This window comes from Massilia sp. TWR1-2-2, assembly GCF_049897565.1.
In the GTDB taxonomy this organism is placed as follows: Bacteria; Pseudomonadota; Gammaproteobacteria; order Burkholderiales; family Burkholderiaceae_D; genus JAFCUW01.
This window is the reverse complement of sequence record NZ_JAFCWM010000002.1, coordinates 323,714-348,153: the sequence shown is the minus strand read 5'-3', so window position 1 is coordinate 348,153 and position 24,440 is coordinate 323,714. Positions and strand designations below refer to the sequence as shown.

The following is a 24,440-nucleotide window of genomic DNA, read 5'->3' as shown; positions in this document are numbered from 1 at the left end:
AACATGCCATTACACAAAATTTTCAAAATCGACGGAGAAATGCATGTAAGTGTTTGATTTATATGGTGCGCCGTTCAGCAAAACCGTCGAAATTGGCCGCGAACTGTCGAACTCGGGTGATCTCGACAAGGGAAACAAAGAGAGAGATCCAACGCTACGTGCAATTCTTTACATCAGATCAGGACATGGCGCTCTCTCAGCATTTTATGGATCCGCAGCCGCGCTCTCTTATGCCGGTCCATTCTTAAATCATCAAGCGGCGAAAGAAGGTCGGTCAATAGTCCTTTCAAAGCTTGCAACGAAAGCCGGAGCTATTGCCGAGGCACTTTCTGAACGAGTGCTCTTGCTGCGTACTATAGCGTGGCTCGGATGGATCGGTGTAGGAATCACCGTAGCGGATTTAGCCTATGCTGGCTACCGCCAGTGCATAGATCGTACCGCGATATTACATTGGCTCGACCACTGCACTTTTCGCAAGAAGAAAGCAAATCTTCCATTCCGAACATCACGCGAAGAACTCACGGAGCTTCAAAAAGTGATAAAGCTAACATAATCGGCCAAACGCGACTCTATCGCGACCAGAACCAATGGTAAAAAATAATTACGAGGAACCCCTATATGGAAAACCAGGCCCAGCAGCAACTATTTAGCATTGAGGGAACGATCCGGGCGCTTCGAGTATCACCCGCTATTATCAATCTTATATCTGACATTCAAGACGACGCCTTTTGGAGCGGCACAATTGCAGCTCTGTCTGGTGCAGCAGGTGTGGCGGCCAACTCGGCAAGCTTGCTAATGTATGAGGGCGAAGACGTCGAACACATCGCGCTGTTAGTAAACGACCAGCTCGTCATTGGGACATTTGAATGGCTTCAGGATTTGAAAGTCAACGACCACGTGAAGCTGGTAGTATCCAAGCTCGACGACGGCCCTCTCTTCGCACATGCCATTCTACGCAATGACGACCTGCTTCTATGGACGCCCTACTCCGTACATCACACTCGGCGGGGATGGATAATGCACTCGATAAAATTAGGTGTGCTGTCCACAATTGGAACCTAGTTAATATTCGGTTCGTTCTATTTAATGGGAAATAGGCCTTCTGCAAATGCCATGGCGAATATTCTGATATTTATCGCTTTGCTAAATGCCTTTGTTTTATATATGAGCACAAAAAGCGTTTTGCACCTCGGCGAACAGGCTGAACAAATTTTTCGCGTCCTGAACGTGCCAAAACATGAAAATTTTAGAATAAAACCTTTTTCGGTACTAAATATGGACTTTAAAACGGACCCTAATTGCTTTAAAAAGAAATATATATTTAGATTCTCTGCCGCGCTGGACGCACACAAGAAGAAATTTAACTTAGCATAGGCATACTCCGCTTGATCATAAATATGCCAAACAAAGAAGTCGGGCTTCAAAAGCAGCGTCTTGCGCCGCGACAGTTAGAAACAAATTCTCATCAACAAAGCGCGGAGCGCGGCGATTCCTTCCTTCAACTACAAGTACCATTATATCTGTCTTAGCGGCGCATTGGCAGACGTCGAAAGTCTCACTCTTTAAGCAAATTGTTCAGTTATCGGTAACGAGTTTTAAGGTCGCGGCCGCCGACGACTTGTTTACGCTTATGTCTACTTTTGCATTTATTCAGCCCAGGCGGCAGCGTTTCGCCCAGCACGCGTCGATACGGAAAAAAGGCTATATCTTCAAATTTTCTGAAGCTTTGGCCGCACATAAAAGGAAATTTAACTTGTCATGAAAGATACGACCGAGACTGGACGAGCCTACTTGTTCTCCCTCACGTCTGCTCTTACACGATCAACTTTAGCCCCGGCGGCAGCGTTTCGCCCAGCACGCGCCGTTCGGTCGCCTCGTCCAACGCAATGACTTCTTCCACCATGCGGATCCAGATGGCCGGCGCGGCGACTTGGCGCAGGCGGGCGGCGATGGACCCGCGCAGCGCCAGCGGCAGGTCGCGCGCGCGGTCGCCCGTCATGCGCGCCAGGTAGGCGGCGGCAAATGCGGCCGGTTCGAGGCGGCGCCAGTCGAGCGCGAGGATCGCGTCCAGCCAGGTGGCGACGACATCGGCCGGCACCAGGTCGTCGAGATTGCCGTAGAACGGCTGGCGCGCGCCGATCCGGGCCAGCGCCCACAAGGTGAGGGCATCGTTCGCCTTGCCCAGGCGTGCCAGCAGCCATTCGCCGATTTCCACCTTGTACGCCGGCGGTATGCGCTCGAGCGAGGCGCCCAGGCGCAGCATGTCGTCGTCGCTGCCGCGCACCAGCGCGCCGGCGCCGTCATCGCCGCCTTCATTGATTTGCAGGTTGGCGGCGAAGTTGTCGAGCAGGCGCCGCTGCTGCTCCGCATCGAGGCCGCCGGCGACACGGCGCCACAAGGTCCACCATTCGGCCTGCACCTGCTTGTCGGCGCCGTGCGACACGCCGGCTTCGAACACGGTCCACAGCTGCTGCAGGCGCCAGTCATCGAGCGCAAAACCGAAGCCAGGACGCAGGCAGAAACCGGTCAGGTTGAGCCACAGGCGTTCATGTTCGGGCGAGCGCCGCCGCGCCTTGGCACGCAGCCACAAGGCGTCGAACAACTGGCGCAGCAGCGGGGTGCTCCAGTTGGCACGCTCGCCCAGGACCTGTTCGAGCTGTGCGCGCAGCTGCTTGACTTCCTTTGCCGGCACCTGCTGCGCCTTCCCGCCGAAGATGCGCTCGATTTTCGGCAGCGCCTGCGCCAGCCGCGCCGCGGCGCCGCCGTCGTCCAGCGCATCATCTGTGGCGTCATCGTGTTGGCGCAGGTCGAACTCGAGCAGCCAGCGCTCGGCCACATCGTCGACGCTGACGCAGTACATTTCGAGGGTGCCTACTTCGGTCAGTGCGCTGGCCAGCTGCACCGGCACTTCGCGGCGCGTGCGTCCAGGCGCGCGCAGCACCATCGCGATCGGCGGCAAGCGTGCGAACTCGCCGTCGTCAAGGTCGACCAGCTCACCTAGCGCGAACGGCGCGCGGCCTGCAGCATCGGCGTTTGAAGTGAACAAGTGGAAGCGTACCGGCTCGCCGACACGCAGCGCGAAATTGTGGGCGTCGAGGCACAGTTCGTGGCCCGCTTCACTGCCGCGCGGCAGGATGCAGATGGCGCGCCGGGCGCCGCGCTTGCCTTCGTCGAGCAGCAGGAAATAGCTGCGCGCGGCGCCGCCGCCGATCTTCGGCGTGCCGCTGGCGCCGGCCAGCGCGTACGCCACCGCGCCGCGCGCCACGGCGACATCCGGATCGTCGTTGTGCAGCACCCGCAGCGGCGCGCCGCGCCATGCGCCCAGCGTCTGTTCGAGCCGCTTTGCCAGCGCCGTGGCGCGAAATACGCCGCCGTTGAGCAGCAACGTGTCAGGCACGGGCACCGCGCAGCCAGTGGCCTCGCGTACCGCGTCGGCATGCCGGCGCAGGAAGTCGGCGACGTGGCGCGTGATGGCGGGATCGCGCGCGTACGGCAGGCCGAATTCGACGATGCCGGCACGCCGTTGCAGCAGCGGCTCGCTGGCCTCGACCTGCGGCAGGAAGCCGTCGACAATCAGCCGCTCGACTTCTTCGCGCGTCAATGTGGCCGAGCGCGCGCCGCCGATCATCCTCGCGCCGGCGCCCAGCAGCGTCACGTTGACCTGGTCGGGCGCATCGGCGGCCAGCAGCTGCTCCTTGGCGGCGCGGCAGCGCTCGACCAGCTGCGACAGGCGGCTGGCCGACAGGCGATCGGCGCTGTCGCCGGCGAGGCGCGATTCGGCCAGGTGCGCCAGCGCCGTGTCCATATTGTCGCCGCCCAGCATAAGGTGGTTGCCAACGCCGATGCGGGTAATACTGGCCTGCCCATCGCGCAGTTCGACTTTGATGAGGCTGAGGTCAGTGGTGCCGCCGCCGACGTCGCACACCAGCACCAGCCGCGTGCCGGCCAACTCGCTCGTCAGCGTGGCGCGGTGGCGCTGCAGCCAGTCGTAGAACACCGCTTGCGGTTCTTCCAGCAGCCGCAGGGTGGGCAGGCCGGCCGCGAGCGCCGCCGCCAGCGTGAGGGCGCGCGCCGCTTCGTCGAACGAGGCGGGGACCGTCAGCACCAGGTCCTGCTGCTCGAGCGGATCGTCGGGGAAGCGATGGTTCCAGGCAGACCTCAGGTGGCGTAGGTAGCTGGCGCTGGCGTCGACGGGCGACACCTTCGGCACTTCCGGCGCACTACCCCACGGCAGGATCGGCGCCATGCGGTCAACGCCGGAATGCGACAGCCAGCTCTTGGCGCTGGCAACCAGTCGCCCCGGCACCTGCGCGCCGAGTTTGCGCGCCAGTGTTCCTACTACCATTGGCTCCGCGGCAGCCCATGGCAGCTGCAGGTCAGCGTCGGCCAGTTCGCCGGCGCCGGCCTGGTAGCGCACCGACGGCAGCAGCGGCAGCGCCGCCACTTCGCCGGGCGCGACCAACTGATCGACATCGAACAGCGTCACCGGCCCGGCCTTGCCATCGGCGCCCAACGCGGCGTAGGCGAGCACGGTGTTGCTGGTGCCCAGATCGATGCCGACGGCGTACCTGGCCACGCGCGCCGCCACTAGCCGTTGCTGCGCACGTCGAACTCGATCTTCCAGCGGCCGTCGCCGTTGACGGCGACAGCGGTCAGTTCGAGCGTGCCGGTGTCGGTGGCGACCGCGCGCAGGCGCACCTGCACCACGTCGCCGTCGCTGCGTCCTTCAGGCGGCAGCGTGGCGCGGATTTCGCCGAGCTCCTGCAGTTCGTCCGGCTGCCAGAAGTCGAGCAGGTCGCCCAGCTGGTCCTGGCGCCGCACCGACGAGCCAAAAAAGCGCAGCTGGATCGGTTCGCCGACGACGAGGCCAAATTGCTGGCTTTGCAGCTCGGCCTCGGCGCCTTCTTCCATGCCGAACGGCGCCACGCACAGCGCCTGCATCGGCGGCTCCATGCCGGGGATGGCCGGCATCGCCGACTCGATGGCGACGTAGTAGGCGCGCGCGGTGCCGCCGCGGATGCGCACACCCTGGCCGCGGCGCACGTAGCCGTAGTAGGCGGCGCCGCGCGCCACCGCCAGGTCGAGATCGGCGCCGGCCAGTGCGCGCGCCGGCGCCGCGCCTTCGGCCGTCAGCCAGCCGTTCAGCGTGGCCAAGGTACGCTCGGCCAGCAAGGTCGATTTAAACACGCCGCCGTTGAACAGCACCGCGCTCGGATGCAGGAAGGTGGCGTCGGGCGCGTTGGTGCGCACGAAGCCTGCCAGCTCGGTCGTCGCGTCGCGCTGGCGGCCAAGCAGCGCGGCCAGGTGGCGCGTGACGCCGGCGTCCTGCGCATACGGCAGGCCGACTTGCGTCAGGCCGCCGCGCACGCGGGTGGCCGGCCGGGTCGATGCCGGCACGTCGGGGAAGAAGCCTTCGACGATGGTGGTGCGCACCTCGTCGGCGGTCAGTTCGGTGCGGATGGCGCCGCCGATCAGCTTCGAGCCGCGGCTCGGCACGACGATCGGCTGCGCCGTCATTTCCGCGTCGCCGAGCAAGCGCTCCTTGGCGGTGCGGCAGGCGTAGCCGAGCGCGCGCATCTGCCATGCATCGAGCGTGGTGCCGGCCGCGGCCAGCTTACGCGCCACCAGGTGCGCCAGGGTCAGGTCCATATTGTCGCCGCCGAGCAGGATATGGTCGCCCACCGCGATGCGGTGCAGCTCCAGCTTGCCCTCGTGTTCGAGCACGGCGATCAGCGAAAAGTCGCTGGTGCCGCCGCCGACGTCGACAACCAGGATGATGTCGCCCGGCTGGACATCGCGGCGCCAGTTGCCGCCGCTGTTCTGGATCCAGTTGTACAGCGCGGCCTGCGGTTCCTCCAGCAGCGTCAACTCCTGGTATCCGGCAGCCTTGGCCGCTTCCACCGTCAGCTCGCGCGCGGCCGGGTCGAACGAGGCGGGGATCGTTACCGTGATGTCCTGCTGCTGGAACGGCGCCTCGGGATGCGCATGGTCCCAGGCCTGGCGCAGGTGCGTCAGGTAGCGGGTCGACGCCTCCAGCGGCGAGACGCGCTGCACTTCCGGCGGCGCGTCGCTCGGCAGGATGGCGCCGCGGCGGTCGGCGCCGGCGTGGCCGAGCCAGCTTTTGGCGCTCGACACCAGCCGGATCGGCGTGGTGGCGCCGCGCGCGCGCGCCATTTCGCCGACCACGTAATCGGCCGGCGAGGGCCACGGCAAATCGAGTTCGCCCGGTGCCAGTTCGTCCGCGTGCGGCAGGTACAGGAACGACGGCAAGAGCCCGGACGACTCGACCGTGCCTGGTGCGCTCAGCTGAGGTATCTCCAGCACGCCGTGGCGCGTGGCCTCGCCGTCGCTGGCCTCGAGGTCGACGTAGGCCAGCGCGCAGTGCGTGGTGCCGAGGTCGATGCCGATCGAATAGCGCGGCGCATTCATAGTTCTACCTCGGCCTGGGCCAGCACGGTGGCGTCATGGCCGCTCGCCAGCTTCGGCAGGCGCACGTCGTTGACGCGCCAGCCGCGGTGACTGAGGCTGCCCTTGAACGGCGCGCTGCCGACGACGTTGCCGGTCAGGCGGATGGCGCCGGCGTCGAAGCCGGCGTCGAGGATGATGCGGCTGCCCTCCGCTTCGGTGCGCACCGGCGCGATGGAGAAGTGCTCGCGCAGCACCTTGCGGCAGCCTTCGTGGACGATGCGGGCGGCCGCGCCGATGTCGGCGTCGGCGTAGCTGGCCAGGTCTTCCTCGGTGAAGTCGATCAGGCGCGCGTCGCGCTGGAACAGTGCCAGCAACTGCAGCGCGGCGTCGGGGGTGGCGACGCGCAGAGGCGCGGGTGCGGGCGCCGCTGCGACTGGCGTTATTGGGGCGGCGGGTGCAGCGGGCGCTTCGTCACGCTTCAGGCGGTCCACGCGCGCGGCGACAGCGGCGTTCGATAGAACGCTGAAAAAGGCGCCAAAGGCAAGCGGAATGCGTTGCAGCAGCGATGGCTGCGAAGTCGGGTGGTCCGGTGTTGCGTTGTTCATTTCTTGTTGCTCCTGGATCGTTAGGCATCGGCCGATTCACGGACCGCGGCGGCGCGGGCTTCCTGTCGGAGGTCCATCGCCGGCTGTATGAGAATGGCTACTCGGGATGCTGCGTTGCAGTATAAATCATTGATACCGCCGGCGCAGTTCAGATCAAATGGTTAACTATTGGGCGCAAAGACAGCCGCGCCAGCGAAGCTGACGCTATTTGAACATCCGGTGATCAAATTGGAACGGCCTGACGACGGCGAGTTCGACCTGGGCATAGTCAGGATGCCGGGGGTTGAGCATGACATTTGTCTCTTCGGGAACGATCGCGGACGGCACCGCCATAGCCAAATTATTTCCCGCCGCAAGCCATGCGGCGCCAAACTTCTGCGCCGCGGCAGATGTCGGCATCGTGTCCCAGCCGACGGGAAGGACGGCGATAGGTGGGGCATACAGCACGCGGCTGTCTGGAATGTCGACCGAAACGAGGACCAAGCGAGGAAACGGAGCGGCTCCGATGTGTACGAACTTTTCGAGAGCGCAGATGGCGACTGATGTTCCGCAGTAAAGCGCCCGGATGCAATCGGGTTCCAACGCCCACCGAACCGGGCGGCACCAGCGCACCAATTTATCCAGCGCAGATCTGCGTTGCAAGATGCGCCAGAACCTCACGCAACGCCGCCGGTGCCAATCGCATTCAGTACTTGGCGAACTGCGTTGGCTCCTGGCTCGGTGTCCGATAAGTCCATTGGCGCTACGTCGCGAAAAGCCCGATTTGGCGTACGCAACCATTCCTTGGCGGCCTCGTCATTTTCAAACACGTCGCTGGCCATCGCTACCAGATCGGCTAGCCGCCAGATGCGTTCCGATGCGGTGGCATCGAGGTTGGCGCCCTTCTTGACGAGGGTATGAGCGGTAGTTGCGGGGGAGCAAACGATGGCGCGAATCCGGTTGGTCGGTACCGAAAAGTACGCTCTTGTGTCTTTGATGACGCTCGCTGGGAACCCGGCTCTAATTGCTTCAATAGCACGTTGCGGGTCACCGATGAAATCGAGCAAGATAGCTTCGAAGCTGTTGGCTTTTGTGGCAACAGCTTTTTTCAGGAGGATTTCGCTTGGCATGCATAGCTCTTTCTAACCCATCAACGACTTCCGTTTTGAAGTTCAGAATACACCGCTTGGGAGGAAGGTTCAATGCCAGACAGTTCGCTTTCCAACGCCGGCCGCGTCGCGTCGGACGCGGAAAGAAACACGCAGGCGCGCGCCACGATTGCGACGAAAAATTCGAGCCACGCTGGCCGCGGCATACGACCTCGAATAGACACAACTATTGAACGATTATATCCTTGCAGCAACTTTCCGAGTCCGGCATTTTCGCTAAGCTGTGGTCAATCCCGGCGCCAGGTGGGGGCTTGCGCGGCCGGCACTGCCGAAGGCGGGCGCATGTATTGCATGGGCGAACAACGCGGTCCAGTTCAGCTTGGCCGAATATTTTCGTGCATCTAACGCCATGTCGGCGAAGTTGAACGTGCCGCTTTGCACGCGCGACCGGACAGGAAAGATGTAGCAGGCGAGGCCACGCAGCCGTGGCGTCACGCGGATGCAGCGCACGCGGCCCAGTGCAATCGGTCCAAGCAGCGCGAGCATCGCAGTCATCATAAAAAAAAGTTCCATGCCAATCTCCAGTCCAATACATTCAGGATAGGAGCTTGGGTAAGCCAAGTCCGTGCGGTACAGCGCATACCGTCGGGCGATTGCAGCAACCCGGCAGAACCGTTGCTGCGCACCGACAAGCCGTTGGCTGTCTTATCGGGTCACTGCGTCTCCTCGACGCAGTTCCTGTTCGCACTCCGCACTCGCTCGCTCGCGATCAAACCGCGCCGTGCTTACTCCACCGTGACCGACTTGGCCAGGTTGCGTGGCTTGTCGACGTCAGTGCCGCGCGCCAGTGCGGTGTGATATGCCAGCAACTGCAGCGCCGCGACGTGCAGAATCGGCGACAGCAGGCCGTAGTGTTCCGGCAAGCGGATCACGTGCACGCCATCGCCCGAAGTGATGCGCGAATCGACGTCGGCAAATACATACAGCTGGCCGCCGCGCGCCCGCACTTCCTGCATGTTCGACTTCAGTTTTTCCAGCAGCGCGTCGTTCGGCGCGATCGTGACGACCGGCATTTCTTCAGTCACCAGTGCCAGCGGGCCGTGCTTGAGTTCGCCAGCCGGGTAGGCTTCAGCGTGGATGTACGAAATCTCTTTGAGTTTCAGCGCGCCTTCGAGGGCGATCGGGTAGTGGATGCCGCGGCCGAGGAAGAGGGCGTTTTCCTTGCGCGCGAAGTCGTCCGCCCAGGCCATGATCTGCGGCTCGAGCGCCAGCACGGCGGCCAGCGCGACCGGCAGGTGGCGCATTTGCTTGAGGTAAGTTGCTTCTTCGTCGTCGGACAGGCGGCCATTTACTTGCGCCAGGGTCAAGGTCAGCAGGAACAGCGCGGCCAGCTGGGTGGTGAAGGCCTTGGTCGATGCGACGCCAACTTCGACACCTGCGCGGGTAATGTAAGCGAGCGCGCACTCTCGCACCATGGCGCTGGTGGCCACGTTACAGATCGTCAGCGTGTGTTCCATGCCGAGGCTGCGCGCGTGCTTCAGGGCGGCCAGCGTGTCGGCCGTTTCGCCGCTTTGGGTGATGGTGACGACCAAGGTATTCGGATGCGGCACGCTGTCGCGGTAGCGATATTCGCTGGCGATCTCGACATTGACGGGCACTTTGGCGACCGACTCGATCCAGTACTTGGCCGTCAGGCCGGCGTAATAGCTGGTGCCGCAGGCAAGGATCAGCACGCGGTCGATCTGCTTGAAGACCTTGTAGGCGTTGTCGCCGAACAGCTCCGGCATGATGCCGGTGACGCCTTCGAGCGTGTCGCCGATGACGCGCGGCTGCTCGAAGATTTCTTTCTGCATGTAGTGGCGGTACGGGCCCAGCTCGGCGGCGCCGGTGTGGGCGTGCACGGTCTTGACTTCGCGCGTCACCGGACGGCCTTCGACGTCGACGATCCAGTAGCGGCCCAGTTGCAGGTCGACCACGTCGCCTTCTTCCAGGTAGATGATCTGGTCGGTGGTGCCGGCCAGCGCCATCGCGTCGGAGGCGACGAAGTTTTCGCCCTGGCCGACGCCGACGATCAGCGGCGAACCCTGGCGCGCGGCCACCACGCGGTGCGGCTCCTCGCGGCAGAAGACGGCGATGGCGTAGGCGCCGTGCAGGCGCTTCACCGCTTGCTGGACGGTATCGAACAGGTCGCCGTTGTACATGTGGTCGACCAGGTGGGCGATCACTTCGGTGTCGGTCTGGCTGGTAAACACGTAGCCGAGCGCGGTCAGTTCGGCGCGCAGTTCGTCGTGGTTTTCGATGATGCCGTTGTGGACCAGCGCGATGCGGGCCAGTTCTTCGGTCGGCGAAAAGTGCGGGTGAGCATTGTGCGACAGCGGGGCGCCATGGGTTGCCCAGCGGGTGTGGGCGATGCCGGTGAAGCCTTCCAGGCTGGCGTTGCCCATTTGCGTCTCCAGGTCGGCCACGCGCGAGGTGCTGCGCGAACGCTGCAGCTTGCCGTCGACGTGCAGCGCAACGCCGCAGGAATCGTACCCTCGGTATTCGAGGCGCTTGAGGCCTTCGATCAGGATCGGGGTGATATTACGCTGCGCTACTGCTCCGACGATGCCGCACATACAGACCTCATTTGAAAGATTGACAATGGATGTATCCTAGATGAATCTCTTTGAAATTAGCTGTCTAAATCTGGCATAATTTGGAATATTATTTCATCATCCACTTACCATGAAATTATATTTCATTTAATGGTGGATATTTAACGAATCGTGTATTTTTAGCCATGAATAATGATTCAATGCCAATTGACGACGTCGACCGCCGCATCCTCAATGCGCTGCAGCTTGATTCTTCGCATACCAACGCCGAGCTGGCGGAACTGGTCCACGTGTCGCCGCCGACGTGCTTGCGACGGGTCAAGCTGCTGACCGAGGCCGGCATCATCGCGCGCCAGGTCGCCATCGTGTCGCCCGACAAGGTCGGCGCCCGGCTCACCGCGATCGTCGAGATCTCGCTCGACGTCCAGGCGGCCGAGCGCATGGACGAGTTCGAGGCGCTGGTGGCCGGCGAGGCGGCCGTGCTGCAATGCTACCGCGTGGCGCCGGGCCCGGATTTCGTGCTGATCGTGCAAGTGGCCGACATGCCGGCCTACCATGCGCTGGCGCACCGGCTGTTCGCCACCCACGCCAATGTGCGCAACGTAAAAACCTACTTCTCCACCTTCCGCAGCAAATTCGAGACCCGCATCGCCGTCTGAACGTTGCTCTTGAGCATCATCAACCGATTCCGCGGCGAAATAGCTTCTACTGTCAGCACTGCGCGGCGGCCATCCTGGACGCCTGCCGCAGGCCAGATAGGGGCCGGCAATGGATGCGATGGTGGTAAGCGGCTTGAATACTGGCGGGGCGCGGCCTGCGCGCGAACTGGCAAGGCTGTCAGGTGTGCACAAGGTGTATGGCCGCGGCCTGAACGCCGTGCATGCGCTCAATGATATCAACATGCACGTGGCCAGCGGCGAAATGGTGGCGATCTGCGGCCCGTCCGGGCACGGCAAGACGAGCGTTCTGAACCTGATCGGCATGCTGGAAACGGCCACCGAAGGCAGCGTGGTGGTGGCCAACCTGCTCGTTTCCAAACTGTCCGAACACGCGCGCGCCGACCTGCGTAGCGAGCTGATCGGGTATGTGTTCCAGTCGTTCAGCCTGATTCCGGTGCTGACCGCGCTGGAAAACGTCATGCTGCCGCTGATGCTGCGCGGGCGCATCGCCGCGCCGGCGCAGGCTGAAGCGCGCGGCTATGGCGCCGAACTGCTGGCCCGTCTCGGCCTCAAGACCCAGACCCGTCAGTATCCGGCGCGGCTCGACGCCAGCCAGTGCCAGCGCATCGCCATCGCCCGCGCGCTGCTCACGCAGCCGCGCCTGGTGGTGGCGGACGAGGCCACGTCGCGCCTCGACAACGGCAGCATCCGCCTCGTCATGGACCTGTTTGCTTCGCTGCAGCGCGACCATGGCACCACCTTCGTCATCTCGACCCGCGATCAGCGCCAGCTGAGCCGGGCAACGCGCACCTTGCAACTGAACGAAGGGCGCCTGTCGAGCACGCCGTCGGATGCGCGCCGCACCTTGCGGGTGCAAGGATGAGCCCGCATCGACTGGCGCTGCGCACCGTGATGCTGGGCCGCCCGCGCATCGTACTGACGATCCTGCTGATCGCCGCCTGCCTGTGCCTGCTCGACCTGTTCGCCGGCAACATCGCCAGCAGCCGCGCGCGGCTCGAGCACCAGGCCACCATCGGCGAGCGGCTCGGCCACCTGACCGTCACCCGCGCCGGCGCCGCCGGCAGCACCGCGTTCGAGCCGGCCGACGCCAAGCGGATCAAGGCAATCGTCGAAACGGTAGCCGGCGTGGCGCAGGTGGCGCCGCAGATGAGCGTCTCCGGCATCGCTTCCACCGGCCGGCGCTCGGCGCTGTTTCATGGCGAAGGCATCAGCGGCAAGGGGTCGGCCCAGTACGGCAAACTGGTGCCCAGCCAGACCAATGGCATCGCGATCAGCAGCGGGCACGCGCGTGCGCTTGGATTGCGTCCCGGCAGCAGCGTGACGCTGATCGGCGCGGCGACCGATGCGCCGGCGGCGCCAGCCAATGTGGAGGTCGTCGACGTCTTCAGCGTCGGCGAATTTAACAGCGGCGCGCGCTCGCTGCTGATGCCGTTCGAAATGGCCCAGAACCTGCTCGACACCGAGCGCACCGAGCGACTGGTGGTGACGCTGGCCGACCCCAAGCAGCTCGACACGATGCGCGCGACCTTGCTGGGTCACCTGCGCGGCGCCGGCCTGGCCGTCGACGTCCACACGTGGCAGGAACTGTCGCCCAGCTACATTCATCTGCGCAGCGCGTCGGACCTGACGTTCGACAGCGTGGCCGGCATGGTGTTCGCGGTCATTGCGGCCGCAATCGCCGCGACGATCACGATGAACGCGTTCGAGCGCCGGCGCGAAGTGGCAACCTTGCGCGCGCTGGGCATGCACAGCACCGGCGTGTTTTTCATGTTTGCCGCCGAAGCGCTGTGGATGGCCGCGTTCGCGGTCGTGCTCAGCCTGGTGGCGAGCGGGCTGATCGCGTGGGTGGTGAACCGGGCGGTGCTGTCGTACGCCACCCAGCAGGCGCTGAAACACTCGCCAATGCTCGTCGAGCTCGACTTCCATCGGATGATGATGACGGTGGTGACCGTGATGGCGGTGGCGCTGCTGGCGGCGCTGGCGCCGGCCTTCAAGGCCGCGCGCGGCGAAGTGGCCGAAGGCCTGGCCGCCTGACACCACGACGGCCTGGCGCCAACGACTATTTCTTGATCTTCACCGGCCGCTGCCAGGCGTCGATCGTCATCTGCCTGGCGCGCGAGATGGTCAGCTTGCCGGCCGGCGCATCCTTGGTCAGCGTCGTACCCGCACCCAGGGTCGCGCCTTTGCCCACCGTTACCGGCGCCACCAGCTGGCTGTCGCTGCCGATGAAGGCGTCGTCCTCGATCACCGTGCGGTACTTGTTGACGCCGTCGTAATTGCAGGTAATCGTGCCGGCGCCGATATTGACGCGCGAACCAACCGTCGCATCGCCTACATAGCTCAGGTGATTGGCCTTGCTGTGCGCGGCAATCGTGCTGTTCTTTACTTCGACGAAGTTACCAATATGGACGTCTTCGGCCAGGTCCGCGCCAGGGCGCAGGCGGGCGTACGGGCCGATCATCGACTTCGGCCCGACCCTGGCGCCTTCGATATGGCAGAACGGCTTGATCTGGGCGCCGGCCGCGATGCTGGCGTTGACGATGACGTTGTGCGCGCCGACCGACACGCCATCGGCCAACTCGACGCGGCCTTCGAACACGCAACCGACATCGATCGTCACGTCGCGCCCGCACGCCAGGGTGCCGCGGATGTCGATGCGCGCCGGATCCATCAAGGTCACGCCTTGTTCCAGCAGTACATTTGCCTTGTTCAACTGGTGACGGCGCTCGAGTTCGGCCAGCTGCACCTTGCTGTTGACGCCGGCCACTTCCCACTCGGCCGATGGATGCGCCGACACCACCGGCACGCCGTCGGCTACCGCCTTGGCGACGATGTCGGTCAGGTAGTACTCACCCTGGGCATTGTTGTTCGACAGCGAACCGAGCCATTCTTTCAGCTGGCGCGTCGGCGCGACGATGATGCCGCTATTGATCTCGCGGATCGCCCGTTCGGCTTCGCTGGCATCTTTCTCTTCGACGATGCGCACGATATTGCCGCCTTCGCGCACGATGCGGCCCAGCCCGAACGGGTTGGCCTGCTCGACCGTGAGGATCGCCAGCTTGTCGCTGCCGGCCGCCTCGACCAGGCGGCGCAGCGATGCCGATGTGGTCAGCGGCACGTCGCCGTACAGGATCAGCGTGGGAACGTTATCGTCGAGCTGCGGCGCCGCCTGCATCACCGCGTGGCCGGTGCCGAGTTGCGGTTCCTGCAGCGCGGTATCAATGTTTGCGTGCTCGCCATTGTTCTGAAGTCTCACCATCTCCGGCACCGCTGCGCCGCCGTGCCCGTAAATAACGCATAATTTGCTCGGCGCAAGTTCCTGTGCGGTGTCTATCACATGTTGCAACAACGGCTTGCCCGCTAACGGATGCAAGACTTTTGGCAGCGCGGATTGCATCCGCTTTCCCATGCCGGCGGCGAGAATCACTACATTCATAAGCGGTATTTGAAAGAGTTGAATAGATGAAAAATTTTAACACGAGCGGCACTGTCGCAACCCGCCTTCGCGCGCTGTTTCTGATTGCCCTGATGGTCACGGCGGCCGGCTGCAGCAGCATCCGGTTTACCTACAACCACGGCGACACCCTGCTGTACTGGTGGCTGAACAACTATCTCGACCTCGATTCGGACCAGTCCGGCTGGGTGAAGAAGGATATCGACAACCTGTTCCAGTGGCACCGCAAGACCCAGCTGAAGGATTACGTCCAGTTGCTGCAGAATGGCCAGCGCCAGCTCGCCGGCAACATGACCCAGGCCGACCTGGCCGGCGACTACCACGACATCAAGGCGCGTACCGAATTGCTGGCCTACAAGGCACTGCCTGAACTGGCGGACCTGGCGCGGTCGGTGCGGCCCGAACAGATCGCGCAGATGGAGAAGAAATTTGTCAAGAACAACGAGGACTACCGCAAGAAGTTCATGCGCGGCGACCTCGAGGCCCGGCAGAAGGCGCGTTTCAAGAAGTCGATGGAGCAGTTCGACCTGTGGTTCGGCAACTTTAACGCCGAGCAGGAGGCCGTGCTGCGCAAGGCGTCCGACGCGCGGGTGCTCGACAACGATGTCTGGCTGGACGAGCGGATGCGCCGCCAGAAGCAGATCGTCGCCGCGCTGCGCAAGATCCAGACCGAGAAGCTGGGCAAGGACGCCACGGTGTCGGTGCTGCACAACCTGGTCAAGGAACTGTTCGGCCGCTTCGAGGCGCCGGAACGCAAGGCGTTCTTCGACACCTATACCGACCAGACCATCCAGCTGATCCTGACGGCGGTGAAGATTGCTACCCCGTCGCAGAAAGCGCACGCGCAAAAGCGGATGCAGGGCTGGATCGAGGATTTCAACGTGCTGGCGGCCGACGCGCGCCGGTAGTCTTGCACCGGGCGCCGTAAAGCCGTCGCCGTCAACGTAGCAGCCGGGGCTTCGGCTACAGCCGCATCGGCGGTTCCTGCCCGGGCAACCGCCCGAGCCATCATGCTATAGTGCCGCCCATGCAAAAAAAGCCAGCCAAAGTTCCGGTCCACCGGCCACCTCCGCCGCAGCACGTGCGCATCATCGGCGGCGCCTGGAAACGCACCCAGCTGCCGGTGCTCGACGCCGTCGGCCTGCGCCCGACCCCCGACCGCGTGCGCGAAACCGTGTTCAACTGGATCAGCCACCAGTGGGGCAACGACTGGAGCGCGGCCAATGTGCTCGACCTGTTCGCCGGCAGCGGCGCGCTCGGCTTCGAAGCGGCCAGCCGCGGCGCCCGCTCGGTCGTCATGATCGACACCCACACCCCGGTCATCCGCCAGCTCGACACCATCAAGCAAAAGCTGCACGCCGACACGGTAGCCTTGCTGCGTGCCGACGCCGTCGTCAGCGCGCAATCGATGGCCCTGCGCGGCCAGTGTTTCGACCTGGTTTTCCTGGATCCGCCTTACCAGCAAGACATGCTGTCGAAAACCTTGCCGCTGTGCGTCAACCTGCTTGCCGCCGATGGCCTCGTCTATGTCGAGTCCGGCGCGCCCCTGCCGTTCGCCGAAGAAGATGGCGACGACACGCCGGACTGGCTTGCGCCCTGGGAAGCCATCCGCGCCGACAAGGCCGGCATCGTGTTCTACCATCTGCTGCGCTTGCGCTCTGCGCCGTCGTAACAACTTGTAAATACGCTCGCGGAAAAGCGCGGGCCTTGGTCTGCCCTGGGGCAGATGACCGGTTTTGAGGCATAATGCGCGTTCTATATTGGTGCATCTCTAGGGAGCCGCAATGGTTGTAGCTGTTTATCCAGGAACCTTTGACCCGCTCACGCGAGGCCACGAAGATCTGGTACGCCGCGCGTCCGGACTTTTCGACGGCCTGATCGTTGGCGTTGCCGACAGCAAGAACAAGCGGCCGTTCTTCTCGCTTGAAGAACGCCTCGAAATCGCCAATGAAGTGCTGGGCCACTATCCCAACGTGAAGGTCGAAAGTTTCTCCGGCCTGCTGAAGGACTTCGTGCGCAAGCATGACGCCCGCGTCATCGTGCGCGGCCTGCGCGCCGTTTCCGACTTCGAATACGAATTCCAGATGGCCGGCATGAACCGCTACCTGCTGCCGGACGTCGAAACGCTGTTCCTGACGCCATCGGACCAGTACCAGTTCATCTCCGGCACGATCGTGCGCGAAATCGCCATCCTCGGCGGCGACGTGTCAAAGTTCGTGTTCCCGTCGGTCGACCGCTGGCTGCAGAAAAAAATCGCCTCGATGGCGCCGCCCACGGAGTAGTCGAAACATCATGGCGTTACTGATCACCGACGAATGCATCAATTGCGACATCTGCGAGCCCGAGTGCCCAAATGACGCAATCTACATGGGCGTCGAGATTTACGAAATCGACCCCAACAAGTGCACCGAATGCGTCGGCCACTTCGACGAGCCGCAGTGCCAGCAGGTATGTCCGGTCAGCTGCATCCCCCTCAACCCGGCATGGACCGAAACGCCGGACCAGCTGCGCGCCAAATACGAGCGCCTGATGGCCGCCAAGGCCTGACCCCGCTTTCCCAGCGGGTCCGCTGTTGCAGATTCCGCTTCTTTTGGAAATGACTCTCACCGGAAATATGTTTTTCCAGCAAGTAGTGCTATATTTATCCAAGGCAACGAAAATAGCCTGAAGTACTTCCTGACAAAAACGAGAGACAGCTGCAATGAATATCAGAAACATGGGAATAGGCCAGCGCCTGGCCGTCGGCTTCGGCGTCGTGATTGCTCTTTTGATCATGCTCGCGGCTTTGTCCTACCTGCGCATCGGCGGCCTGAACGCGGAAGTGACGACGATGGTCAAGGAACGCTATCCGAAGACCGTCATGGCAAACGCCATCAAGACCGACGTCAACGAAGCGACCCGCAGCATGCTCAACGTGCTGGTCATGAGCGATCCGGACCATATCGGCACGGAGCTCGCCATCATGGACAAGAAGAACGCCAGCGCCACCGCCGCCCTGGCCGAGCTGACCAAGAGCACCACTGACCCGCGCGGCCGGGAAATCCTGAAGGCCATCGCGACGATCCGCGCCAAGTTCATTCCCGCCCAGGCCGACTTCATCGCCACGATCAAGGAGGACAAGAAAGAGAGCGCGATGGTCAACTTCATGTATTCGCTGCGTCCCATGCAGGCAAAGTACTTCGACGAGCTCGACAAGTTCACCGCCTACCAGAATGCCGCCATGGTCGAATCGGGCGACGCCGCCACGGCCGTGTCGGGCCGCACCCAGCTGCTGATCCTGGTGCTGACCTTGTGCGCGAGCGTGCTGTCGGTCGCCGTGGCGTTCTTCGCCACCCGCAGCATCACCCGGCCGCTGGTCGCCGCGGTCGATATCGCCAAGCGCGTCGCCGACGGCGACCTCAGCAGTGTCATCGACGTCAACAGCACCGACGAGACCGGCCAGATGATGGGCGCGCTCAAGTACATGAACGACAGCCTGATCCGCATCGTCGCTGAAGTGCGCTCAGGCACCGAGTCGATCGCCTCGGCCTCCAGCGAAATCGCCAGCGGCAACCTCGACCTGTCGAGCCGTACTGAACAGCAGGCCGCCTCGCTCGGCCAGACCTCCGGCTCGATGCGCGACCTGACCGCCACCGTCCAGCAGAACGCCGACAATGCGCGCCAGGCCAACCAGCTTGCCGCCAAGGCTTCCGAAGTGGCGTTGCGCGGCGGCTCGGTGGTATCGCACGTGATCGACACGATGGGTTCGATTACGGCATCGTCCAAAAAGATCGTCGACATCATCGGCGTCATCGACGGCATTGCATTCCAGACCAACATCCTCGCACTCAACGCCGCCGTCGAAGCGGCCCGTGCCGGCGAGCAGGGCCGCGGCTTCGCGGTGGTGGCGTCGGAGGTGCGCAGCCTGGCGCAGCGCTCGGCCGCCGCGGCGAAAGAAATCAAGTTGCTGATCGGCGACTCGGTCGACAAGGTGCGCGAAGGCAGCACCCTGGTCGAGCAAGCCGGCGTGACGATGGAAGAAGTGGTGGCCAGCGTACGCCGGGTGACCGACATCATGGGTGAAATCACTTCAGCCAGCCAGGAACAGAGCGTCGGCATCGCCAACGTCAACAACACGATCCTCGAGATGGACGAAACGACGCAGCAAAACGCGGCGCTGGTGGAAGAGGCGGCTGCGGCGGCCGCGTCGATGCAGGAGCAGGCGGCCAACCTGGCGCGGGTGGTCAGCGTGTTCAAGCTCGAACCTGGCACCGCGCTGGCGAAAGCGACCGTGGATGTGTCCGCTCAGCGGCCGGCGCGCCCGGCACGGCACGAGCTTCGCGCTATCGAGGCGGCCTGAGCAGTTGAGCGGCGTCATCCCTCTATTGACGCTGGCGTCATGATGGGCCATCATTGACTCATCACTCATCTCTCGCAGTGTCATTCAGTTGGCTCTGGCTTGGGACGAAAAAGCCGCTGAATGGGCGGCTTTTTCACATCTGGAAGTTTAAATTGGAAGGGATCGAGGGCCATTCTCATACGACTGCCGTCTACGTGGACGCCTATAACCTTTACTACGGTCGGCTACGCGGATCCCGCTTCAAGTGGCTCGATTTAGTGAAGCTGTTCGAAACCATCATTTCTCAGCGCGATCAAAACGAAACGCTTGAGCGTGTGAATTTCTTCACTGCTCCGGCCTTGGCAACCTTCGCGACGCACTGAACTGCGTCTGTGACGGCGCAGTCCGCATACCACCGTGCCCTCAATCAAATTCATGGTGAACGCATCAGGATCATCTACGGCACACATTCGTTCGATAAGGGTGGAGCGTTGTTGCCAGTTTTTGTGCCAGGGCAATAATTTGATCGCGCCCTACGCACGCGCGTTTGGAAGCTCGAAGAGAAGAACACTGCTGTAAATTTAGCGCTTTGCATGTACCGCGACGCGGCCAGCGGGTTGTACGACAGCATAGTGTTGGTCTCAAATGATAGCGACGCCGAGCCGGCCCTGCAGGCGATACGTGAAGATTTTCCGCTTATCATGATTGGGTTGATCGTCCCGATGCATCCACTTCGCCAAGGTTTAAAAACGCATCGTCGTGCAAGCGGCTCCCTGGCAAAACAGGCGCACTGGACAATCTCCCACATTACCGATGCGCAGCTAGAGGACGCACAATTGCCGTCTCAGATCGCAACGAAAAAAAAACCGCTTACTAAACCGAAGCATTGGTAGCAGCTTCTTTCCGATTCCTGCGCAGTTGCCATCGACGCCACTCATTCCCGGCCTCGTGCGATTTGCCGCTCGCCTCATCCTTCCTGTATTTTTTCTTCACCGCCGTCCACGCCACGTTGTCGGCGGTCACCTCCCGCCCTTTGGCGCCGCGCTCGGCGTATTCATCGAAAGCGCTGTTGAACGCTTCCTTGTAGATTTCCTGCGCATGCTTCGGCAAATTGTCGCGCACGCTGTCGGGCAGGTCGGCGATCGATGAATAAGGCATCTTTGCTCCCTCCTTTTAGTTGTGTTCCTCCGAGCAAGTGGTGATATATTCATCATGGACTCATTCGCAAGTCACTTTGACAAAAACATGGAGATAACAAAATGGTAACGACGAGACACGGTTTCAAGGGTGTGCTGGCCGGCTTGCTGCTGGCATGCTTGTGTGTGCAGGGCGCGATCGCGGCCGACGTGAACGGCATCAAGTTCGACGACACCGCCAAAGTGGCCGGCAAGGACCTGGTGCTCAATGGCGCCGGCATGCGCACCAAGTTCATCGTCAAGGTGTACGCCGCCGGCCTGTACCTGACGGAGAAGAAGAACACGGTCGCCGACATCGCCAAGCTGGAAGGGCCGCGCCGCCTCGCCCTGGTCATGGTGCGCGACGTTAGCTCGGAATCCTTTGGCGAGTCCTTCATGACCGGCATTAACAACAACGTCGGCGACGCCGAAAAGGCGAAATACGTCAGCCAGATCAGCAAGTTCGGCGAGATGTTTGGCGCGATCCCGGGTTTGAAGAAGGGCGACGTGCTGCACCTGGACTGGATCCCGGGCAGCGGCACCGTGACCGAACTGAACGGCAAGAAGATCGGGGAAGTCGTGCCGGACCTGGGCTTCTACAACGCCGTGCTGCGCATCTGGATTGGCGACAAGCCGGCCGACGGCTCGCTCAAGCCGGCGCTGCTCGGCGGTCGTTAAGCGGCTGACACAAAAAAAACGCGGCGCCCGGACAAGCCCGGCGCCGCGTTTTTTTTAAGCGGTAGAATTTATGCGCGTGCCGACAGCGCCCGCAGTTCAGCTGCCTGGCTCGGATCTTGCGATGCATTCAGGATGCGCTGGAATTGGCGCGCATTGCGCAGCTGGCGGCGGGCAAAACGTTCTTCTTTGGTGCGGCGCGGACGCACCGTCAGCACCAGTGCGCGGACGATGCCCATCAGCAGTGGCTTGAAGAACATAATGAACCCGGCGAGGGCGGACAAGCCCAGCGCCGCACGCAGCAGTGGCAGTACCTGGACGTTGGCGGTGGCTTGAAGCAGAGTGGCAGTAGTAGACAAAATTTTCCGATTGCAATTTATTGTTGTTGATAGGCACTATAGTGCAACGCAACATATAAAGCTAATTCGAATTTCTGATACCAATTATATTGTTCATGAATGGTTTGATGTACTATTTGACGTCGTGCCGACTCCTCCCGCCCACCTACTTTTAGTTGATCATGAGTTTCCTGACGCTTGACCTGAACCTGCTGCGCGTGTTCGACGCGGTGATGACTGAGCAAAACCTGACGCGCGCGGCCGGCCACCTGGCGATGACGCAGCCGGCGGTGTCGAACGCCATCAAGCGGCTGCGCGAGAGCCTCGGCGACGACTTGCTGATCCGCACCGCCTACGGCGTCAAGCCGACCCCGCGCGCCGAATCGCTGTGGCCGGCCGTGCGTCAGGCGCTGGCCGGACTGGAGGCGGCCGTCACGCCCGGCACGTTCGACGTGTCCAAGGCCAACGCGACGTTCCGCATGGCGATGGCCGACGCCACCGCCGCCTTCTGGTTGCCGTCGCTGATGCGCTCGATCGAAACCGAGGCGCCCGGCGTCAATGTGCGCATGGTGCCGCTGACCACGCGCGAGCCGCGGCCAATGCTGCTGCGTGGCGACATCGACCTGGCCGTCGGCTTTTTCCCTGGCGTGGCCGCGCAACTGTCGTCCGACACCAGTTCGCCGATCCGCCACGAACGGCTGTACTCGGGCCGCTATGTTTGTGTGATGCGCAAGAATCATCCGCTCGCCAAGGTCGAGCTCACACTCGACAACTACGTCGCCGCCAACCACTTGCTGGTGAGTTTTTCCGGCCGCGCCCACGGCCTGTCCGATGAAGCGCTGGCGCAACTGGGACGCGAGCGCCGCATCCTGCTGACGGTCAACCAGTTCTTCACGGCCGGCCGCGTCGTCGCCAATTCCGACCTGATCACCGTGCTGCCGAAGCACCTGATCGCATCGACCGGCATGACCGACGCGCTGGTGTGGCGCGAACTGCCGTTCACCTTGCCGGCGGTGCACCTGGACATGCTGTGGCACGAGCGCGACGCCCGCAGCCCGGCGCACATGTGGCTGCGCAAGCACCTCGAATCGATGAATACCAGCGCGATCACGACGGCGACAACGGACTGAACTTAAGCGGCGCTGGAGCGGTAGCCGACCCGGAAGCCGCCCCAGTGCTGGCCGTCGACGTAGATCGGCGCCGACAGGTCGTGCATCACTTCGCCGGTATCGCGCTTGTAGGTCTGCAGCAGGAACGAGCGCGTATTCGCGCCGCAGCGCGCACCGGTGCGGTCGTTGAAGATGCGCTTGGTGCGGTTGTGGATGATGTCGACGTCGTAGTCGCCCGTCAGCGACTGCGAAAACTTCTTGTTGTGAGTCGGGAAGTAGCCCTTGCTGTCGACCGCGCCGGCATACGCCAGCTGCGGCATGCTGCCCAATAATGCTTCCTGCAGTTCCGGCAGCGCGCGGTCGGTGAAGGCGTCGAAGCGGCTGTTGTGCTTCGGCGGATTGGTGTTCGGAATCGCCTTGTAGCGGCGGTCGAACAGCGCTTCGCGGCTGATGGCGCCGGACCGGATTGCCGCGCTGAACAGGCGGCCGACCTGGTCGGCGGCGCGTTGCGCGGCGATGCGGATCGGGTCGTGCGGCGTCTGCACCGCCGAGTCGCCAAGCGCGCTGACGATAGCTTCGGCCTGTTCCGCCAGCGCCATCGCCGAGCGCGCCGCGCGCGGCAATTCGGCATCGGTCGACAGCATGCTGTCGCGAATCTGCGCCAGCGATTCCGTGATCATCCCGGTGGTACCGACGTGCACCCGCGCCGCCGCCGCGATCTGGCCGATTTCCCGTTCCGACACCGCGGCGGACTGCTCGATGTTGCCAAGCAGCGCGTGGACGCGCTCGACATTGCTGGCCGCCAGGCCCACCACCTCCGTCAGTGACACCATGCCCGCGCTCGCCGTCGTCGTCTGCTCGTTAATGACACGCACCATCACGCTGATCTCGTCGGTCGCTTCCTTGGTGCGCAGCGCCAGCTGGCGCACCTCGCTGGCCACCACCGCGAAGCCGCGGCCGTGTTCCCCGGCGCGCGCCGCCTCGATTGCGGCATTCAGTGCCAGCAAATTGGTGCGCGCCGAAATCTCGCTGATCACTTCGGTAAAGCCGGCGATGCGGCGCGCGCGCTCTTGCAGCTCGGCCATGGCTGCGGCGCCCTGGCGCGCGTCGGTGCGGGCGCTGCTGATGCGCTGCAGGCCCTGCTCGATTTCGGCGCGCCCGGCAACGCTTTCGCTGCGCACCTGCGCCGCCACCGTCGCCGCCTGCCGCGCATTGGCGGCAATCTGGCGCGTGCTGAGGGCAAGCTCTTGCGCGCTGGCCGCCACATCGGCGGCGGTGCGCACGTCGAGTTCGACCTTCTTCTTGACCGAATCGACGAAGTACGACGTTTCCGCCGCGCCGATCATCATGTCGTCGATCGCATGTCCGACCACGTCGATGAAAGCGCGGCTGCGCGCCGCTTCGGTGCCATTGCCGCTGCCGGCGAGCCGGACCAATGCCAGGCTGGCCGCGCTGGCCAGCAACGCTGCCGCCACCGGACCGAGCGCGGCTGGCACGGCCTGGTTGATCAGAAAGATGATGAGTGTGCTGGCGCCGGCGGCGCCGGCGAGCACCAGCGCAGCGCGCGCTTTTGCCAATGTCGAATCGTCCATATTTCCCCCGGGTTGTCGCCCAGGGTTGAAGCGGACATGTGCTCATGCCTCTTGCAGCCGCGTAGCGGTAGAGTCACCCTGGTGTCAGATATCCCTTAACGTACAGCATTGCCTGAACAAGCTCAACACAATTTTCTTATGGGCAATATATTTGTGCACGGGAGCGCGCACAGAGCTATTTGGGGGTGGAGGTGCAGTGGAACGGTTATGCAAAGCTTTGCATAACCGTTCTTATGGAAAGCGGATGGTTATGGAAAGCTGCCGTCAAAACGCCGTCCGTAGCGGGGCCACAAGCTAATTTTGCTTTTCATAATATTTCACTGGCGCCGCCCCGGCGGCATCGGCAGCGTCAGCAACTTGGGGATGACCGCTTACGCCCCCTATGCGCAGATCGCAACTATGCT

At 62.8% G+C, this 24,440-nt stretch carries 25 protein-coding genes; 14 read left to right on the top strand and 11 right to left on the bottom strand.

Annotated features, from left to right (window positions below):
- The first annotated feature begins 49 nt into the window (after positions 1–49).
- Both ACP7DD_RS03525 and ACP7DD_RS03520 read left to right on the top strand, forming a co-directional pair.
- Positions 50–553, top strand: a complete 504-nt coding sequence (locus tag ACP7DD_RS03525) for a hypothetical protein (RefSeq protein ID WP_426173317.1) — start codon at positions 50–52, stop codon at positions 551–553.
- 65 nt (positions 554–618) lie between these two features.
- Positions 619–1,062: a hypothetical protein gene (locus ACP7DD_RS03520; protein WP_426173316.1), complete on the top strand. Its 444-nt coding sequence runs from the start codon at positions 619–621 to the stop codon at positions 1,060–1,062.
- Between the two features lie 751 nt (positions 1,063–1,813).
- Here the strand turns inward: ACP7DD_RS03520 and ACP7DD_RS03515 are convergent.
- The 7 genes from ACP7DD_RS03515 to glmS all read right to left on the bottom strand — a co-directional run bounded on the left by ACP7DD_RS03515 (position 1,814) and on the right by glmS (position 10,716).
- On the bottom strand, positions 1,814–4,576 hold the full coding sequence (locus ACP7DD_RS03515; RefSeq protein WP_426173315.1) for an Hsp70 family protein: 2,763 nt from the start codon (positions 4,574–4,576) through the stop codon (positions 1,814–1,816).
- A gap of 11 nt (positions 4,577–4,587) precedes the next feature.
- Positions 4,588–6,429: an Hsp70 family protein gene (locus ACP7DD_RS03510; RefSeq protein WP_426173314.1), complete on the bottom strand. Its 1,842-nt coding sequence runs from the start codon at positions 6,427–6,429 to the stop codon at positions 4,588–4,590.
- Positions 6,426–7,013, bottom strand: a complete 588-nt coding sequence (locus ACP7DD_RS03505; protein ID WP_426173313.1) for a DUF2760 domain-containing protein — start codon at positions 7,011–7,013, stop codon at positions 6,426–6,428. The genes ACP7DD_RS03510 and ACP7DD_RS03505 overlap by 4 nt, the downstream gene beginning before the upstream one ends.
- Positions 7,014–7,217: 204 nt before the next feature.
- Positions 7,218–7,625, bottom strand: a complete 408-nt coding sequence (locus tag ACP7DD_RS03500) for an RES family NAD+ phosphorylase (protein WP_426173326.1) — start codon at positions 7,623–7,625, stop codon at positions 7,218–7,220.
- Between the two features lie 44 nt (positions 7,626–7,669).
- A complete protein-coding gene (gene parS / locus ACP7DD_RS03495) occupies positions 7,670–8,122 on the bottom strand; it encodes a type II RES/Xre toxin-antitoxin system antitoxin (protein WP_426173312.1) in 453 nt (150 codons plus the stop codon).
- Positions 8,123–8,377: 255 nt separating this feature from the next.
- The gene (locus ACP7DD_RS03490) at positions 8,378–8,674 is read right to left on the bottom strand and encodes a hypothetical protein (protein ID WP_426173311.1); all 297 of its coding nucleotides are present in this window, start codon (positions 8,672–8,674) and stop codon (positions 8,378–8,380) included.
- A gap of 212 nt (positions 8,675–8,886) precedes the next feature.
- Positions 8,887–10,716 (bottom strand): glutamine--fructose-6-phosphate transaminase (isomerizing), encoded by a 1,830-nt coding sequence (gene glmS, locus ACP7DD_RS03485; RefSeq protein ID WP_426173310.1) that lies wholly within the window; start codon positions 10,714–10,716, stop codon positions 8,887–8,889.
- 179 nt (positions 10,717–10,895) lie between these two features.
- Here glmS and ACP7DD_RS03480 point away from each other — a divergent pair, with 179 nt between their 5' ends.
- The 3 genes from ACP7DD_RS03480 to ACP7DD_RS03470 all read left to right on the top strand — a co-directional run bounded on the left by ACP7DD_RS03480 (position 10,896) and on the right by ACP7DD_RS03470 (position 13,409).
- Entirely contained in the window at positions 10,896–11,354 is a 459-nt protein-coding gene (locus tag ACP7DD_RS03480; RefSeq protein WP_426173309.1) for an Lrp/AsnC family transcriptional regulator, read from the top strand.
- Positions 11,355–11,487: 133 nt separating this feature from the next.
- Positions 11,488–12,237 carry an ABC transporter ATP-binding protein gene (locus tag ACP7DD_RS03475; RefSeq protein ID WP_426173308.1) on the top strand — a complete coding sequence of 250 codons (750 nt, stop codon included), beginning with the start codon at positions 11,488–11,490 and terminating at the stop codon, positions 12,235–12,237.
- On the top strand, positions 12,234–13,409 hold the full coding sequence (locus ACP7DD_RS03470; protein ID WP_426173307.1) for an ABC transporter permease: 1,176 nt from the start codon (positions 12,234–12,236) through the stop codon (positions 13,407–13,409). Before ACP7DD_RS03475 ends, ACP7DD_RS03470 begins: the two co-directional genes overlap by 4 nt.
- Positions 13,410–13,434: 25 nt before the next feature.
- On the opposite strand, the gene glmU is transcribed toward ACP7DD_RS03470, so the two are convergent.
- A complete protein-coding gene (glmU, locus tag ACP7DD_RS03465; protein ID WP_426173306.1) occupies positions 13,435–14,811 on the bottom strand; it encodes a bifunctional UDP-N-acetylglucosamine diphosphorylase/glucosamine-1-phosphate N-acetyltransferase GlmU in 1,377 nt (458 codons plus the stop codon).
- Between the two features lie 26 nt (positions 14,812–14,837).
- Here glmU and ACP7DD_RS03460 point away from each other — a divergent pair, with 26 nt between their 5' ends.
- The 7 genes from ACP7DD_RS03460 (at position 14,838) to ACP7DD_RS03430 (ending at position 20,040) form a co-directional block, all read left to right on the top strand.
- The gene (locus ACP7DD_RS03460; RefSeq protein ID WP_426173305.1) at positions 14,838–15,737 is read left to right on the top strand and encodes a DUF6279 family lipoprotein; all 900 of its coding nucleotides are present in this window, start codon (positions 14,838–14,840) and stop codon (positions 15,735–15,737) included.
- 119 nt (positions 15,738–15,856) lie between these two features.
- Positions 15,857–16,501: a 16S rRNA (guanine(966)-N(2))-methyltransferase RsmD gene (gene rsmD / locus ACP7DD_RS03455; protein WP_426173304.1), complete on the top strand. Its 645-nt coding sequence runs from the start codon at positions 15,857–15,859 to the stop codon at positions 16,499–16,501.
- 112 nt (positions 16,502–16,613) lie between these two features.
- Complete coding sequence (gene coaD / locus ACP7DD_RS03450; protein WP_099786650.1) at positions 16,614–17,111, top strand: pantetheine-phosphate adenylyltransferase; 498 nt, start codon at positions 16,614–16,616, stop codon at positions 17,109–17,111.
- A 10-nt stretch (positions 17,112–17,121) separates the two neighbouring features.
- Positions 17,122–17,376, top strand: a complete 255-nt coding sequence (locus tag ACP7DD_RS03445) for a YfhL family 4Fe-4S dicluster ferredoxin (RefSeq protein WP_426173303.1) — start codon at positions 17,122–17,124, stop codon at positions 17,374–17,376.
- Between the two features lie 154 nt (positions 17,377–17,530).
- Entirely contained in the window at positions 17,531–19,168 is a 1,638-nt protein-coding gene (locus ACP7DD_RS03440; protein ID WP_426173302.1) for a methyl-accepting chemotaxis protein, read from the top strand.
- A 152-nt stretch (positions 19,169–19,320) separates the two neighbouring features.
- Entirely contained in the window at positions 19,321–19,530 is a 210-nt protein-coding gene (locus tag ACP7DD_RS03435; protein WP_426173301.1) for an NYN domain-containing protein, read from the top strand.
- Between the two features lie 210 nt (positions 19,531–19,740).
- Entirely contained in the window at positions 19,741–20,040 is a 300-nt protein-coding gene (locus ACP7DD_RS03430; RefSeq protein ID WP_426173300.1) for a hypothetical protein, read from the top strand.
- Here ACP7DD_RS03430 and ACP7DD_RS03425 read toward each other — a convergent pair.
- Positions 20,021–20,305 (bottom strand): ChaB family protein, encoded by a 285-nt coding sequence (locus ACP7DD_RS03425; protein WP_426173299.1) that lies wholly within the window; start codon positions 20,303–20,305, stop codon positions 20,021–20,023. The genes ACP7DD_RS03430 and ACP7DD_RS03425 overlap by 20 nt on opposite strands.
- Positions 20,306–20,406: 101 nt before the next feature.
- Between ACP7DD_RS03425 and ACP7DD_RS03420 the strand changes: the two genes are divergently transcribed.
- The gene (locus tag ACP7DD_RS03420; RefSeq protein WP_426173298.1) at positions 20,407–21,000 is read left to right on the top strand and encodes a chalcone isomerase family protein; all 594 of its coding nucleotides are present in this window, start codon (positions 20,407–20,409) and stop codon (positions 20,998–21,000) included.
- Between the two features lie 68 nt (positions 21,001–21,068).
- Here ACP7DD_RS03420 and ACP7DD_RS03415 read toward each other — a convergent pair whose 3' ends face one another.
- Positions 21,069–21,356 carry a hypothetical protein gene (locus tag ACP7DD_RS03415; RefSeq protein WP_426173297.1) on the bottom strand — a complete coding sequence of 96 codons (288 nt, stop codon included), beginning with the start codon at positions 21,354–21,356 and terminating at the stop codon, positions 21,069–21,071.
- 161 nt (positions 21,357–21,517) lie between these two features.
- Here ACP7DD_RS03415 and ACP7DD_RS03410 point away from each other — a divergent pair, with 161 nt between their 5' ends.
- Complete coding sequence (locus tag ACP7DD_RS03410; protein WP_426173296.1) at positions 21,518–22,465, top strand: LysR family transcriptional regulator; 948 nt, start codon at positions 21,518–21,520, stop codon at positions 22,463–22,465.
- Positions 22,466–22,467: 2 nt separating this feature from the next.
- Here ACP7DD_RS03410 and ACP7DD_RS03405 read toward each other — a convergent pair whose 3' ends face one another.
- Positions 22,468–24,036: a methyl-accepting chemotaxis protein gene (locus ACP7DD_RS03405; protein WP_426173295.1), complete on the bottom strand. Its 1,569-nt coding sequence runs from the start codon at positions 24,034–24,036 to the stop codon at positions 22,468–22,470.
- Between the last annotated feature and the right edge of the window lie 404 nt (positions 24,037–24,440).